Raw genomic sequence first — 14,218 nt, forward strand, 5'->3', positions numbered from 1 at the left:
GAGCAGGGCAGACCTTGGTCGCAGATCCGGCACGCGGGGATCAGTCGAACGAAAAGAACCTGGGTCGGGCTTCGGCATCCACCTCCCCCGGCAGCGCACTCAGCAGGAAGCGTTCCAGCTTTCCCGCGTCGATAGGCTTTGCGATCAGCGGCAGACCCGCATCGCCGCATCGGGCGCGGAATTCGGACGACCGGTTGGCGGAGAGGATGCAGGTCGGCAACGGCCCGTGCCGTTCGAACAGCGCCTGTGCGAGCGCCACCCCGTCCATGCTGCCCTCAAGCTGGTAGTCGACCAGGACGGCATCGGGCGTGATCTCGATCTCGTCCAGCAGATCGATCGCCTCGTCAGCAGACGCGGCATCAAGCACGCTGACATCCCATTTGCCCAGCAGCACGGTGATCGCCCGGCGCAAGTCGTTGTCATCCTCCACCAGCAGCACGATCATACCCCGGTTCTTCAGCCGCCAGCCCGCCGCGACCTGCGGCACCATCGGGTCGGCGGCCCGGCCCGGACGGTTGGCGATCGGCAGGTTCACGAAAAACCCACTGCCACGGCCCGGCTGACTCCACAGTCCCAGCGGGTGCCCCAGCCGGGCGCAAGCCCTTTCCACGATGGCCAGCCCGAGGCCAAGCCCTTCGTTGGCGCTGGCCGAGGCATCGAGGCGCTGGAATTCCTGAAAGATCAGTTCCTGATCCTCTTCCCGGATCCCGATGCCCGTGTCCCAGACCTCCAGCCGCACGGCATCGCGCATCCGTCGGACGCCAACCAGCACCTTACCCCGTTCGGTGTAGCGCAGCGCGTTGCCCATCAGGTTCTGCAGGATGCGCCGCAGGTAGGACGGGTCGGACCGGACCGACAGGCGGCTGGGCACGACCCGCAGGTCCAGACCCTTGGACGCGGCCAGCGGCGCCAGTTCGTCGCGCAGGGGCAGCAGAACCTCGTTCAGTGCCACGTCCCGGAAGTCGAACTGTGCCGACCCGCTGTCCAGCTTCGAGATGTCGAGCAGGGCATCGATGATAAGCTCGACGCTCTCCAGCGCGCGGCCCGCCTTGACCAGAAGCGGGTTCGCGTCGCCGTCCGTGGCCGAGGCAAGATACAGCTTCGCCGCCGACAGCGGTTGCAGAAGGTCATGGCTTGCCGCGGCCACGAAGCGCGACTTGGAGGCATTGGCCCGCTCCGCCGCATCAAGCGCGTCTTCCAGTTCCAGCGTGCGCTCCGTGACTCGCGCTTCCAGAGTTTCGTTGGCGATGGACAGCGCGCGCGTCGCCTCGCGTTCGGCGGTCACGTTCGTCACGGAAATCACGAAACCGCCATCGGGCATCTGCCGCGCGAACGTGTCGAGGGTCTGGCGGTTCGCGCCCTGCAATTCGAACGACAGCGGGGTCTGCTGCACCACGTCACCACGCCAGTGTTCGAGCGTGCGCAGGAAGCTGTCCTGCGACACCGAAAACCGTTCGCGGAAATCCTGCGCGATCCGGTCGAAGCGCACGCCGATATGCATCCGGATCGGCGACAGGGCCAGAAGATCGACGAAGCGCCGGTTCCAGCCTACCAGCCGCGCCCCCCGGTCGAAGATCGCGACGCCCTGGTTCAGATGCTCAAGCGTGGCGCGGATCATGCGGGCCTGCTCGTCCAGCAGTTTGTCGCGCTCCTCGCGGCCGATGCGGATAACGTCGGTGATGTCTGTCTGCAGGATAACCGTGCCGCCGCCGGGGGTGCGGTGCTCGCTGACCTGAAGCCAGTGATCGTCCTTCAATTCGACGTTGAACATGACATGGGTGTCGGAATGGCGCTGCAGCCGCTTGGCAGCCCAGACCTCGGGCGACGTGCCGCGCGGAAGCGCCAGAAACCGCGATCGGCTGACCAGCACAACGTATTCGCGGAAATGCAGGCCCGGTTCGAGTTGCGGCTGCACGTCCCGAATCTGCTGACCGAAGCGGCTGTTGCACATTACCAGCACATCGTCGCCGTTGAACAGCGCGAAGCCTTCTCTCACAGCCTCGATGGCGTTGGAAAGGTCGGCGCGCGCGGCATCCGCGTCGCGGCTGGCCTGCGCAAGCTGCGCGTTGGAGTGGTTCAGCAGGTTGAGCGCATGTTCCAACTCGGCGGTGCGCTGCTGGACCTGGTCTTCCAGCACGACCGCGCGTTCGAACTGGGCATAGGCCGCGCCAACCTCGTCCATTTCCTGTTCCACCCGGCGCATCAGCGCCTCGGTGATGACCAAAAGGCGGGCGTGCTGTTCCTCCAGCGGCTCGCGCGGGTCGATCAGGTTCGATGTCACTGGATCAGTCCGGGTCCGGCACAATGGCGGGGGCATAGATCGCCACGCCGGTCATGGTCTGGTTCACGTGCTTGGCTCCGACCTGTTCGCCATAGGTGTTGAACCCGATCACCTTGTGTTCCATCAGCGTTTCGGACATGCCGCGTACCGCCTGTTTCTGAGTTGCTTCGATCCGTCTCAGGATGCAGTCACAGGCAAGGATCATGTCAAGCGGGCCATCCGCCGCAAGATCCGCCATCGCATCCTTCAGATGGCCGCCGATATCCCCGACCTTGGCAAGCGTCAGCACGATCCCCTCGTCGATGGCCGAGAAGAAGATCAGCGCACCGTCCTCGGTCACGCGCTGTATCGCGCGGACATGATGCTGCCCGCCCACTCGCACGACCAGCGGATGCGCGGCGAAGGTGAACTGGCTCAGGTAATCCGGATTCTTGCCGAGGATGCGGGCGTATTCCCGCGCGGCCGGGCGGGCGTTGATCTCCTGAACCATGCGCTGCGATGGGTTCGCCTTTGTCACAACCATGCGTTCGGTGCCCGGCTCGAGGTGGTTGAGGCTGAACACCCGCACCGGGCACGAGGTGCGCAGGAAACTCACCACCGCTGCGTTCGGGTGGCTGACCCCGTCCAGCGCCACCCGTGTGCGGTCGAAGCGGACCCCGTCGCCGGCAGAGCCGCCAAAGACCGGCAGCGTCGAAAGGCCGGATGCAAGGCAGGACATCAGTTGGTCCTCGCAGCGCGACAGTCCGTCCACAACCACGAAGGCGAAAGCATGGGGAAACTGCGGCGCCCGCGCGTCCAGCGCCATGCGGGTGCGGATCACCTCTCCGATCACCTCGCGGCCATCCAGCCGGTCGAGATCGGTGATCAGCAGCGTGGCCGAGGTGAAATGATCTGCGGGAAAACCGACCGCGACAATGTCGCCATCGGTGTAGCCCGCATCGCTGATTTCGCCCGCGGTGGTGCAGGCAACGACGCGCGCGGGGGCGAACACCTTGCTGGCCTTTGCCGCGATTGCGTCGAAATCGGCATTGGCGTCGATGAACATGCAGACATGCGCCAGCCCCGAACCAAGGTCGCGGGCCAGGCCTTCCAGCGCGTCGGGATCATCTGCGCGCACGGCTGCACGGCGGACAATCCCGCCGGCCGCTCGTGCCAGATCGGCCGCAGGCAGCACAGGGCTGCTTTCCATCTCGTCCTCCGCTCCGCGCCTCCCCCGGCGCGGCCCCTTTCAAGCGTCGGGCAGCAGATGCGCGTATTTCGCCTGTTGCGCGATTAGCACGGCCTGTGTCCGACTTTGAACACCCAGTTTCCGCATGATCGCGGTCACATGGGCCTTCACCGTTGTTTCCGCGATCGACAGGTCGAAGGCAATCTGCTTGTTCAACTTGCCGTCGCAGATCAGACGCAGGATACGCGCCTGCTGGTTCGTCAAGGACGACAGCCGGGACACAGCGTCGTCCGGCTCCGCGCCCTGCGCACCCGGTTCTATGTAGCCGTCGGGCGTATAGACATTGCCGGCCTCGATCGCGCGGAACGCCCGCTGGAACACGTCCCGCTGGCTGTGCTTGGGCACAAAGCCAGCCGCACCGGCCTGCAATGTCGCGCTGATCATGCGATTGTCCGACATTGAGGACACGACCACGATGGGCAGGCGCGGTGCCTTGGCACGCAGCCGCATCAAACCGTCAAGCCCGTTGACGTCCGGCAGGTTCAGGTCCAGCAGCACGATGTCAGGTGCCCCGCCGGCATCGAGGTGATCCAGCGCTTGCGCCAGCGTTTCGGCGGTTTCGACCGTATCCACCCCCGCGACCATCTTCAACACGATCGACAGGGCATCGCAAAACAGCGGGTGGTCGTCGATGATCATGGCCGTCTGCACCTGGGCAAGCGGCGTCGCGCGCGTCTGGACTTCCATGTTCAACCTCGCCTCCTCGTTGACTGCGACGCTAGCACGCGGTTCGGCGACCTCCAAATGCGGCTATGGTCGTATCTTCCGGATAGATTTCTACAACTTGAACAATACCACTTGGAGCGCGGCGGATTCTGTGCGAGATATTAGACTGGATTTGATTTCCCAACCGGATGGGGTAAGCACCATGAACAAACTTCTGATCGTAGCCACTGCGGCAATGCTGGCATCCGCCGGAACAGGATTCGCACAAGATGCCGGCGCAAGCGGCGGCGGTGCAGCTATCAATACCGGTGGTGCAGCCGGAGCCGGTGGTGGTGGCGCAGGTCTGGGCGGCGCGGGCGCCGCGGGTCTGGGCGGCCTTGGCGCCGGGTCCGTCGGTCTTGGCATCTTCGGCGTGGCGGCTCTGACGTCCGCGGTTGCCGTCGGCGGAAACAATGATAGCAACACCTCGTCGACAGCGACAGCGACGAGCACCCAGTAAGCCGGACTTGGCAACTTATCTAAACCACCTGCGCCATCGCGCGGGTGGTTTTTTCGTGTTCAGCGCAACCGTCTGACGGTCAGGTATCCGTTCTCGGGGCCGTGCCATTGCACTGAAGTTTCGACCCGACCATCGCGCCCGAAGACATAGCTGTTGCGGAACTCCATGCCAGCGGAACCGCAATACTCTGTGAAGGTCTGCGCGCGGTCTGGATCGGGCCTCAGGTCGCAGTCCACGGTAAAGCTGCTCACCTGCTCCTCGCTGTCGAGATAGCGCAACTGGCGCCGGTACTGCCCGGGTTCGCGCGCGGCAAGCAGGTCAGGCAGCGGTCCGACATCCGATGACATGAGGTCGTTTCCAAAAGCCCGCGTCGCCACGAGGACAGGTCCGTTCAGGCTGATCGTCGCCTGCGCGGACGAGCCATAACTCGCCACCGGCCCGTTCACGGCAGCCAGCGCAAAAAACGCAGCAAGGTCGAATTTGGGCTGTTCCACAAGAACCAGCGGCGCATCGGTGTTTTGCAGGGCGACAGGAATATAGGCGCGCTCCGCCGCGATCACCGATCCGTCCGGCTCTTCCCTGTTCAGCGCGGCAAGTCCGGCCTGGAATGTGGCGCGCCGGTCTGCAGCCTCGTCGCTGTTCCCGCAGGCGGCCAGCGTGCAGGCGGCCACCAAGGCCGCGAGGATGCCCGAATGCCTCATCGCCAGAACCTTCCAAACCCGCGGTCGAACTCTGCCCGGTGATAGTCGCTGACCTGCGGATAGAGCCGATCCGGCACGCGCAACCGCGCTCCGCCGTTGCGCTGGATCGGCTGCAGGTCAAGCCGAACGTCCGCCTTTCGCGACGTGCCGAGGATCCAACTGGTCGGGATCACCACCTCAATCCCCTTGTCGAAGCTGCCTTCACCGAAATCGTCAGCGGATGCGTCTGTGAAGGTTGCGAATGCCCCCACGCGCCACCCGTTGGCGAAGGTCCGGTCAAGCGAGAAGGTCGCGCCCACGTCGCCAGCAAGATAGCGGCCGGCGTCGACCTGACCCAGGTAGCCCGACCCGAATTCGTAGTAGGCCGATACGTGTCCCGTGGTCACGTCATAGTCCTGAAAACCGAAGCGGCGGTCGAAATCGCGCTGCACTGCGTGGTTCAGCTCGACCCCGAGACCCAGTCGGCTGTCCACGGGTTTCCAAAGCAATTCGCCCGACACGCCGCCATACATGCTCTCGAGATACCCCACGCTGATGCGGCTATAGAGATCGCGCGCAGGCCGCCCGAAGGCCGCGAAGACCAAGTTCTCGATCCCCGGATCGCCTTCGGTAAGATACAAGGGAAAGTTGGTCCGAACGGGATAAAGCCCACCGGAATTGTCGATCTTGGTATCATCGAGATTGCCCACGACGCGCTTCGTCACGGCACCCGACAGCTTCGTGTTGTAGGTCGGCCGGAACGCGGCGGAGGCGCGTACCCCGACTTCGACCCGGACCGGAATATCGGGATCGAAAAAGCCGGTCTGAACATATGGGGTGATCCCCCATGAAAAGCGTGGATAACGGTCCGGGTCGATCGGGCGCGCCGCGTCTGCTGCGTCGGTCAAGGCGACCCGGCGGCGCATCGCCTCTGCCTCGCGGAATTCGAAGTCCTCGACATCCGACCGGCGCAGCGTGACCTTCGACAGCGCCAGCCCGTTGCGCACCGGGATGATCTCGAACAGTTCCACCGACCCGGGAAGCGTCCGCGCCATACTCCGTGCCGTGCGACCTATCGCCTGCGGCGATAGCGGAAAGCGCGGGTTCTCGATCCGGATGGTTGCCTTGGTCGGGCCGAGAGACAACCCTTCGAAAGTCAGCCCGTCCCGCGCGAGATGCTCCCGAAGCGCTGTCTCGATCCCGGGCTCGGGTGCCACGACCCAGGATGTATCGCTGACAGTAGCGGGAGCGCGACGCAATACCGGCAGAGGGGCTTCCTCGCGCCCGCCGGGCACGGGCGCCGTCTTCGGGTTAAGCAGGAAGGTCACCTGCGCCCCAAGCTCCGTGCCGAACAGCGAGTAGACAGAAATCTGGCCGGAATTGCCGAAGCGGTAGTCGAGCCCGAAGTTCCACGGCGTCCGACGGTCGATCTGCCCGCCGACCTGCCCGTCCTCGTAATCGTCCGACGAATACTCTGCCTCAAGCCTCAGGTTTCCACCAAGGTTCAGCCCGATGCCGCCGAACGCGGCGTAGTCCCCGCGAAACCACTGCTCAACGCTGGGCACACCACCCTGGCCGGCAACGTCTTCACTGCGCGAGCCGGTGCTGCCGATGCGGCCGTAGGTGCCAAGTCGCCCCCAACCGATGCCAGCCGTCACGTCGAGAACACGGGTCAGCTGCTTCGTCGCGACGATGTATTCGCTGCTGAGCTTGCCGGTCCCGGCAAGGTCCTGGAGACCGATCGCCAGCGCCGGGCGCACCGAAGTTTCATCTACGAAGCGATAGCGCAGATCGAAGCTGCGATCGAAGATGAGGTCCGCAGGCTCGCTCGGCAAACCGGAATAGGTCCTGCCGTCGAACCCGGCATAGCGGAACGTGCCCGACAGGCGCGGTGTGATCTGGAACGTGAGCGCAGTGCGTACATCCCCCGAAAATCCGCCGAAGCTGGTGGCGAGTTCGGCGTCCGGTGCGCTTTGCGCTGTGGGCATGTCGATCAGCCCGGGCGTGCCGTAAAGCGAATAGCTCGGGCTTGGCTCCGGCGCCTGGGCCAGCGTCGCCCCGGCGCAAGTCGCAGCTGCTGCTACCGCGGCAAGGCGGATCAAAAATGCCCGTGGAAGCATCGTACTCGGCCGATCAGCAGGACACAAAGTCAAGCGCCCCCGGTGCGATCCGCGCGGCCGTCAGACGGCCAGTGAACCATGCGCCGGTGTCCACCGCGATGCGACCGTTTTCCGCTCCGGCCTGATCCACCACGGTGTGTCCATGCACGATCCAGTTGCCGTCCGTGCGCGGCGTGGCGAAAAATGCCGGGTGCCCCCATATCAGGTGCCGTGGGTCCTGTGCCGACATCGGAAGCGCAGGGTCGGCAGCAGCATGGACGAAATGCACATTGCCGCTGGCTGCCTGCCGCGGCAATGCGCGCAGCCATGCGTCCAGTTCGGCGCCCAGCGATTTCCGCAGGGCATCGGCCGCCACTTCCGCCTGTTCGGGTGTCGGCGCTTCGGTGATGTTGCCGATGCCGAAGCTGGCCAACGTCTGCAATCCCCCGTTGCGCAGCCAGCGCGCGGCGCCGTCTTCCGGTTTATCGAGAAAGTCGAGCATCATCTGTTCGTGGTTGCCCAGCAGGCAGGTCACGTCGTCCGGGCGCGCGTCGCAAAGCCGCGCAAGGCTGGTCAGCACATCCCGGCTCTGCTCGCCGCGATCGACGTAATCGCCAAGGAACACCATCCGTTCGGTCCCGTCGGCCACGAGCTTTTCAAGAAGCCGGTCAAGCAGATCGGCGCGCCCGTGAATGTCCCCGATCGCGTGGAGCGGATCATCCGGGGCAAGCGGGGCATCGAACGCGGGTGCGGCTGGCGCGGATCTGGACTTGCCGGCAAGGCGCTTGATGAAGTTCAAAGGCATGGATGGCTTTCGTTCGCTCGGCGCCGCTGCGGTCAGTTCTGGTAGTACCCACCGTAGTTGCCGCCGTATCCCCCGTACTGGCCATAGCCGTAACGCTTCAGCCCTTTGGGGTCCACCTGCGACAGAACAAGCCCGGTGACCTTCACACCCACCGTGGTGAACATGTCGATCGCCGCGCTGACCTGCTGTTTGTGGGTCGAATCCCAGCGCACTGAAAAGACGACGGCATCCACGTGCCGCGCCGCGACCCGCGCATCGGGCACAACGAGGACGGGCGGCGTATCGAGTATGATGATGTCGTATTCCTGCCGCATTTCGGCCAGCATTTCTCCGAAACGGTCGGAGGAATAAAGATCGGCCGCGTTGGCGTTCGGCTGTTCGCTGGGCAGGATGTCGATACCAAGTGTCTTGTCGTGGCCAACTGCCTCTTCCAACGGAACGGAACCGGTCAGAACGCCGACAAGACCGACATGGGCCGGCATGTCGAAATAGCTGGAAAACACGCGGCGGCGCATATCCCCTTCGATCAGCAGCACCTTTTTGCCCAGCGACGCCAGGTTCTGCGCCATGAGGATGGACAGCGTGGTCTTGCCTTCGCTCGGGATGGAGGAGGTCGACAGGATCACCTGCGGCGGGTGATCGACATTTGACAGCATCAGCGAGGTGCGCAGGTTGCGGATCGACTCCGCCGCGCTGGAGGTTGGTTTGTTGACGATGTAGGACAGCATCTGCCCGCGCTTGCGCACCGGGATGCGCGGGATCGTGCCAAGCACCCGCGCGCCGGTATGGTCCGCCAGTTCTTCGGCTGACCGGAAGGTGTTCTGCAGCGCCTCGCGGCCCAGCACGACTGTGACGCCGACGCCAAGGCCCAGGATCATGCCAAGCGCCAGCACCATCGAGGAACGCGGCGCCGATTTGGACTGAGGGATGACCGCTTCGGACAACATCCGGCTGTCGGGCTGCTGGATGCCGCGCTGAACCTCGGTCTCCTTCAGGCGGTTGAGGAAATAGGTGTAGATCGTCCCGGTCGCTTCGGCTTCGCGGCGCAACTGTTGCAATTGCACAAGATCGTCGGACTGCGCCTCGATGCGGGCATTCAGGTTCTCGTATGAACTTTCCAGTGCCGCGAGCTGCGCACCCGCGCGGTCGCGTTCCTGTTCGACCCGTGCGACGATCTGGTCGAACCTGGCGAAGAATGCCTCGGGCGCGTTGTCGGCTTCGGAAACCATGATCCGATCCAGCGCCGGATCCTCGGCCACCTGAGCCATGAACGGCATATCACCGCTGTCGCGCGCGGTGGTCAGACTCACCAGTGCCGTCTGGGCCGACCTGAAGTTGTTGCCAGCCTCGTCGATCCGGCCACGCAGATCCTTGACCTGCCTGTTGAGCAGTTCCAATGCTTCCGGGCTGATCAGGTCTGTCGAGGCATTGAAGTTCTTGGCCGCCTGCTCGGCCTCTTCCACCTCGATCTTCAACTCGCTGACCCGGTTGGCGAGCCATTCGACAGCGGTATCCGTGGCGGCGTATTTTACCGCGAGCTGGTCCGCGATGTAGACTTCGGCCAGCGTATTGGCCATAAGCGCCGACTTCTCGGGCGATGTCGTCTCCATCGTGATGCTGAACACGTAAGTCTGCCGCGCGTTGGATACAGACGTTGCCTTCAGCACGTTTTCGACCGTCTTGTTCAAGATCGCCGCCGCAGTCGGCTTTGCGTCGCCGCCCGTGAGGAACGCGATGATCGCCGATGGCGAAAACGGCGAGGGTGTGCGCAGCGTGCGGTTGAACTCAGGGTCTTCCAGAAGCGACAGTTCAGACACAAGCTTACGCGCAAGGCCACGGGACCGGATCACCTCAACCTCGGTGTTCACAGTCGCCTGGTCGCCGGACAAGCCCGACATCACGTTCTGCAGGTCGACAACCTGTTCCTGCCGGTTTTCCAGCACGACCGTTGCGGTGGCCTGGAACATCGGTGTTGCGACATACTTCAGGTACGTCACCGATCCGGCCACGGCGAGCGCCAGGCACAACGCGATCAGCCACTTGCCATTCCAAAGCGTGAACAGAAGCCCGAGCAGGTTGATCTCGTCACCCGAGTCGACGGCTTTGCGCGCCGGAGCGCGATTTTCATCGCTGGGCCCGGGCAGTGCATGGATCGAATGGATCGTGCGAGTCTGGTTCAAACCGGCGCTTCCTGCTGTCTCGTTCCGTCATACCCGTTCCGGGCGTGTGTGTCCCCTATTCCGGGAAAGGGACCAGTGCAATTGTCAAACCCCCGACACCAGGGCATCACGCCACCTGAATGGTCTGCACGGCACTGTCGTCCAAGCCGGTTTCGTCTACGATCTTGCTGCCCGGTGTATAGAGTGTCGGCGCTTCGGCCAATGCCCGCCTGAGACGGGCAAGATCGTTATCCGTGCAGGCCGACTTGATCGCATCGAGATGCAGTGCAAGGTCACGTCGCGACAGGCTAGTTTCCAGCGAAGTCAGGATGCGTGGGTGCGATGTCCCACTGGTATCAGTACCGATGAACAACTCTTCATAGAGCTTCTCCCCCGGCCGAAGCTGCGTGAACCGGATCTCGACCTTGCCGGCGTCGGGTTCAGATGCGTCCTGCGGGTCAAATACAGGCTTGCGCCCGGCAAGGCGGATCATCCGCGCAGCGAGGTCGGCGATTCGCACCGGCTCTCCCATGTCGAGCAGGAACACGTCACCGCCCCGCGCCAGCGCGCTGGCCTGAATCACAAGTTGCGCCGCTTCCGGGATCGTCATGAAGTAGCGCGTGATGTCGGGATGCGTCACCGTAACCGGCCCGCCCCGCTCGATCTGTTCGGAAAAAAGCGGGATGACCGACCCCGAAGAGCCCAGTACGTTGCCGAACCGAACCATGGAAAACAGGGTTGCGTTGTCCTCTCGCCCCAGCGCCTGGCAGACAAGCTCGGCCATCCGCTTGGACGCGCCCATCACGTTCGTCGGCCGAACGGCCTTGTCGGTCGAAATCAGGGTGAAAGACCCGACGCCCGCCCGCGACGCCGCCTCGGCCAGCGCCAAGGTGCCGAAGACGTTGTTGCGGACGCCTTCGATCATGTTCTGTTCGACCAACGGCACATGTTTGTAGGCAGCGGCATGGAACACCGTGTCCACTCCGAAATGCTTCATCAGCCACTCGGCGCGCGCGCCATCCTGCACCGATCCTATCAGGGGTATGATCTCCACCTGACCCGCTTCCGGGGTCGCGCGCAGTTCCTGGTCCACGCGGTACAGGGCATACTCGCTCAGTTCGAAAAGGATCAACCGTGCCGGACCGTTCCGAACGATCTGGCGGCACAGTTCGCTGCCGATAGACCCACCGGCACCGGACACGAAGACCGTGCGGCCCCTGATATGGGCTTGCATCAGATCGAGGCGCGGCGCGACAGGATCCCTGCCAAGGATATCCTCGATCGAAACGGCGCGGATTTCATCCACTGCAGCCGAGCCGGAAATCAGATCGACCATCCCCGGGACGGTCTGCACCCGCACCGGAAACGGTTCGAGAAATTCGATGATGGCGGCGCGGCGGGCCCGCGACACACTCGGCATGGCCAGCAGGACGACTTCCACCTCGCGCTCTTCGATCAACTCGCCGATGCGGTCGGGCGCATGGACCGACAAGCCACCGATAACAGCGCCTCGCAGCGCCGGGTTGTCGTCCACGAAACCTACAGGACGGTATTCGTGGCTGTGGTGCAGAGAGTGGAAAAGTTGCCGACCGGATGCCCCCGCGCCATAGATCAGCACGTTGGGAAGCGGGCCACCGATGCGGGTGCGGTAGATTGCACGCATCACGAAACGTATCGCTCCAACGGCGATCAGCGCCACAAGCGCGTAGATCAACGGCACGGAGCGAGGCAGCCACAGCCCGGAAATCTGGCTTATCGCAAACATCGTAACCGCCGAGGCCAGCACGCCGATCGCGATCACCCGGAACGCCCGTGCGCTGATGTAGCGCACGACTGCCCGATAGAACCCGACCCGGACAAAGACCCCGATAGTCACCGGCAGCGTGACGAAGAAGACGACCCAAGGGTCGGGCCGCAGCGCGGCACCAAGGCTTTCCAGCCGCAACACCAGCGCCAGCAGGAAACAAAGCGACAGGGTCACAAGGTCGGCGACGACCTGAATGGCCCTTTTCTGACCCCTCGGAAGATCCAGCAGCCAGACCAGAACAGACTGCGCCCAGCTATTGATGTCTTTGATTTCCATTAAAACCACCCGCACGCAATACTTGCAGGTAGCATCCACAAAGACGTGAGTCCAGAAGTGGGTCGCGGCGCGCAGATGCCCCCCTATCGCATGGCAAGCATCTCGAACAAGCGGGCGACAGCTTCGGCGCCGGGATCGTTGTGCCCTGCCAGCTTGTCCTCACCGACATAGCTTGCGCGCCCCGCCTTGGCCCGCACGATGCCCGCCGTCCGGTCCGCGCCCTCGCGAGCAGCCACGGCCGCGGGCGCGATCCCCAACGGAAGCGCGTCCAGCGCGGGCAGTAGCGCGTCGATCATGGTCCGATCGCCCGGCCCCGCGCCGCCCACCTGCATCACGCGGTCGAGGCCCGCGCGCAGCGCCGCCACCGGGCCGAGACCGCTGGCCGACGCGTCCCCGGCGGCGGTGAAGAAGATCGCCAGCAGCACGCCCGACGAGCCGCCCATGGTCTGGCTCAACTCGAGGCCGATTGCCCGGTAGAGCTGTGTCAGGTCAGACAGCGGCAGGCGGTCCAGCGCGCCGTCCAGCGCACGGGCGGCCGTAGCCAGCGTCGATCCGGTGTCGCCATCGCCCGATTTCGCATCAAGCAGGTTCAACTCGGACTCGACCCCGATGAACAGCGCGCAGCACTCGGCGAGATAGGCCCGCCGTTCGGCGTGGGGCGACGGCATCGGCCGGATCGGCACCAGCCCGTCGGGCAGCGGCCGAATGTCGACCCCGCCTACCGCGTTGCAGCCCGGCCAGGCTAAAGGTCCCACCGGCGCGGCCAGCCCGGCGCGCACGCTGTCGTTCAGCGGCAGCAGCGAGACCGAGAAGCCCTGCATGTCGAGCGAGGTCATCAGCGGGGCCGGACCGACAAGGCATTCGATCCGCCCTGCAAGGTCGGACACCAGCAGATGATCTGCCAGGATCGACATCTCCAGCGGCGTTGCCCCACCGAGGTTGTTCAGCAGCGCCACGTGCGGACCGTCCCCCGCATGGGTCGCCAGCCGCGCCGTTACCATCGCCATCGCGTCTCGCGCGCCTTCGAAATCGACCTGCTCCACTCCGGCCTCGCCATGGATGCCGAGACCCAGTTCCGCCTTGCCAGCCGGAATGCGGTCCTCGCGCGGGGCACCGGGAACTGTGCAGGTTGACAGCGACATGCCGATCGAAACCACGCCGTCGATGACCGACTGCGCTGCGGCGGCCACGGTTTCAAGATCGGCCCCGTCTTCGGCCAGCGCCCCGGCGATCTTGTGCACGAACAGCGTGCCCGCCACGCCGCGCGGTTGCGGCAGGTCCGGCAGCGCGATGTCGTCGTCAACGATCACCATAGCGACCTTTAGCCCGAAGGCGCGCGCCCGTTCCGCCGCCAACCCGAAATTTAGCCGATCGCCGGTGTAGTTCTTCACGATCAGAAGGCAGCCCGCCGGCCCCGTAACCGCGAGGATGCCGGCCAGCACCGCATCGACCGATGGGCTGGCGAACACGTCGCCACAAACCGCGGCGGTCAGCATCCCCTGCCCGACGAAGCCGGCATGGGCGGGCTCATGTCCCGACCCGCCGCCCGACACCAGCGCGACGCGGCTGGCGTCCCAATCGGTGCGGTGCACGACCTTGATGTGCGGATAGCCGTCCAGCCGGGCCAGACGCCCGCCCGAGCCGCGCAGCAGCCCGTCAAGGGCATCGGTCACGACGGCGTCGCGCGCATTGATGAACTGGGTCATGGTCACGTCCTT

10 protein-coding genes are annotated in these 14,218 nt (G+C 64.5%); 1 reads left to right on the forward strand and 9 read right to left on the reverse strand.

What is annotated here, in order from left to right:
• Positions 1-40: 40 nt before the first annotated feature.
• The 3 genes from DKT77_RS10720 to DKT77_RS10730 are packed head-to-tail and all read right to left on the reverse strand — an operon-like array spanning position 41 to position 4,148.
• The gene (locus tag DKT77_RS10720) at positions 41-2,281 is read right to left on the reverse strand and encodes a hybrid sensor histidine kinase/response regulator (protein ID WP_109811693.1); all 2,241 of its coding nucleotides are present in this window, start codon (positions 2,279-2,281) and stop codon (positions 41-43) included.
• 4 nt (positions 2,282-2,285) lie between these two features.
• Positions 2,286-3,470, reverse strand: coding sequence for an FIST N-terminal domain-containing protein (locus DKT77_RS10725; protein ID WP_109811694.1), 1,185 nt, complete (start codon positions 3,468-3,470; stop codon positions 2,286-2,288).
• 39 nt (positions 3,471-3,509) lie between these two features.
• Complete coding sequence (locus DKT77_RS10730) at positions 3,510-4,148, reverse strand: response regulator (RefSeq protein ID WP_338016077.1); 639 nt, start codon at positions 4,146-4,148, stop codon at positions 3,510-3,512.
• Here DKT77_RS10730 and DKT77_RS20970 point away from each other — a divergent pair.
• A complete protein-coding gene (locus tag DKT77_RS20970; RefSeq protein WP_238547820.1) occupies positions 4,141-4,674 on the forward strand; it encodes a hypothetical protein in 534 nt (177 codons plus the stop codon). The two genes, DKT77_RS10730 and DKT77_RS20970, sit on opposite strands and share 8 nt — an antisense overlap.
• A gap of 59 nt (positions 4,675-4,733) precedes the next feature.
• Here the strand turns inward: DKT77_RS20970 and DKT77_RS10740 are convergent, their stop codons facing one another.
• From DKT77_RS10740 to DKT77_RS10765, 6 genes are all read right to left on the reverse strand, one after another.
• Positions 4,734-5,375 (reverse strand): YjbF family lipoprotein, encoded by a 642-nt coding sequence (locus DKT77_RS10740; protein WP_109811697.1) that lies wholly within the window; start codon positions 5,373-5,375, stop codon positions 4,734-4,736.
• Positions 5,372-7,456 carry a YjbH domain-containing protein gene (locus tag DKT77_RS10745; RefSeq protein WP_238547810.1) on the reverse strand — a complete coding sequence of 695 codons (2,085 nt, stop codon included), beginning with the start codon at positions 7,454-7,456 and terminating at the stop codon, positions 5,372-5,374. The genes DKT77_RS10740 and DKT77_RS10745 overlap by 4 nt, the downstream gene beginning before the upstream one ends.
• Positions 7,457-7,487: 31 nt before the next feature.
• Positions 7,488-8,258, reverse strand: a complete 771-nt coding sequence (locus DKT77_RS10750; protein ID WP_109811699.1) for a metallophosphoesterase family protein — start codon at positions 8,256-8,258, stop codon at positions 7,488-7,490.
• Positions 8,259-8,290: 32 nt separating this feature from the next.
• On the reverse strand, positions 8,291-10,438 hold the full coding sequence (locus DKT77_RS10755) for a GumC family protein (RefSeq protein ID WP_238547811.1): 2,148 nt from the start codon (positions 10,436-10,438) through the stop codon (positions 8,291-8,293).
• A 106-nt stretch (positions 10,439-10,544) separates the two neighbouring features.
• Entirely contained in the window at positions 10,545-12,500 is a 1,956-nt protein-coding gene (locus DKT77_RS10760; RefSeq protein ID WP_109811700.1) for a polysaccharide biosynthesis protein, read from the reverse strand.
• Between the two features lie 83 nt (positions 12,501-12,583).
• Positions 12,584-14,206, reverse strand: coding sequence for a dihydroxyacetone kinase subunit DhaK (locus DKT77_RS10765; RefSeq protein WP_109811701.1), 1,623 nt, complete (start codon positions 14,204-14,206; stop codon positions 12,584-12,586).
• Positions 14,207-14,218 lie beyond the last annotated feature (12 nt).

The organism is Meridianimarinicoccus roseus (assembly GCF_003172915.1).
GTDB lineage: Bacteria > Pseudomonadota > Alphaproteobacteria > Rhodobacterales > Rhodobacteraceae > Meridianimarinicoccus > Meridianimarinicoccus roseus.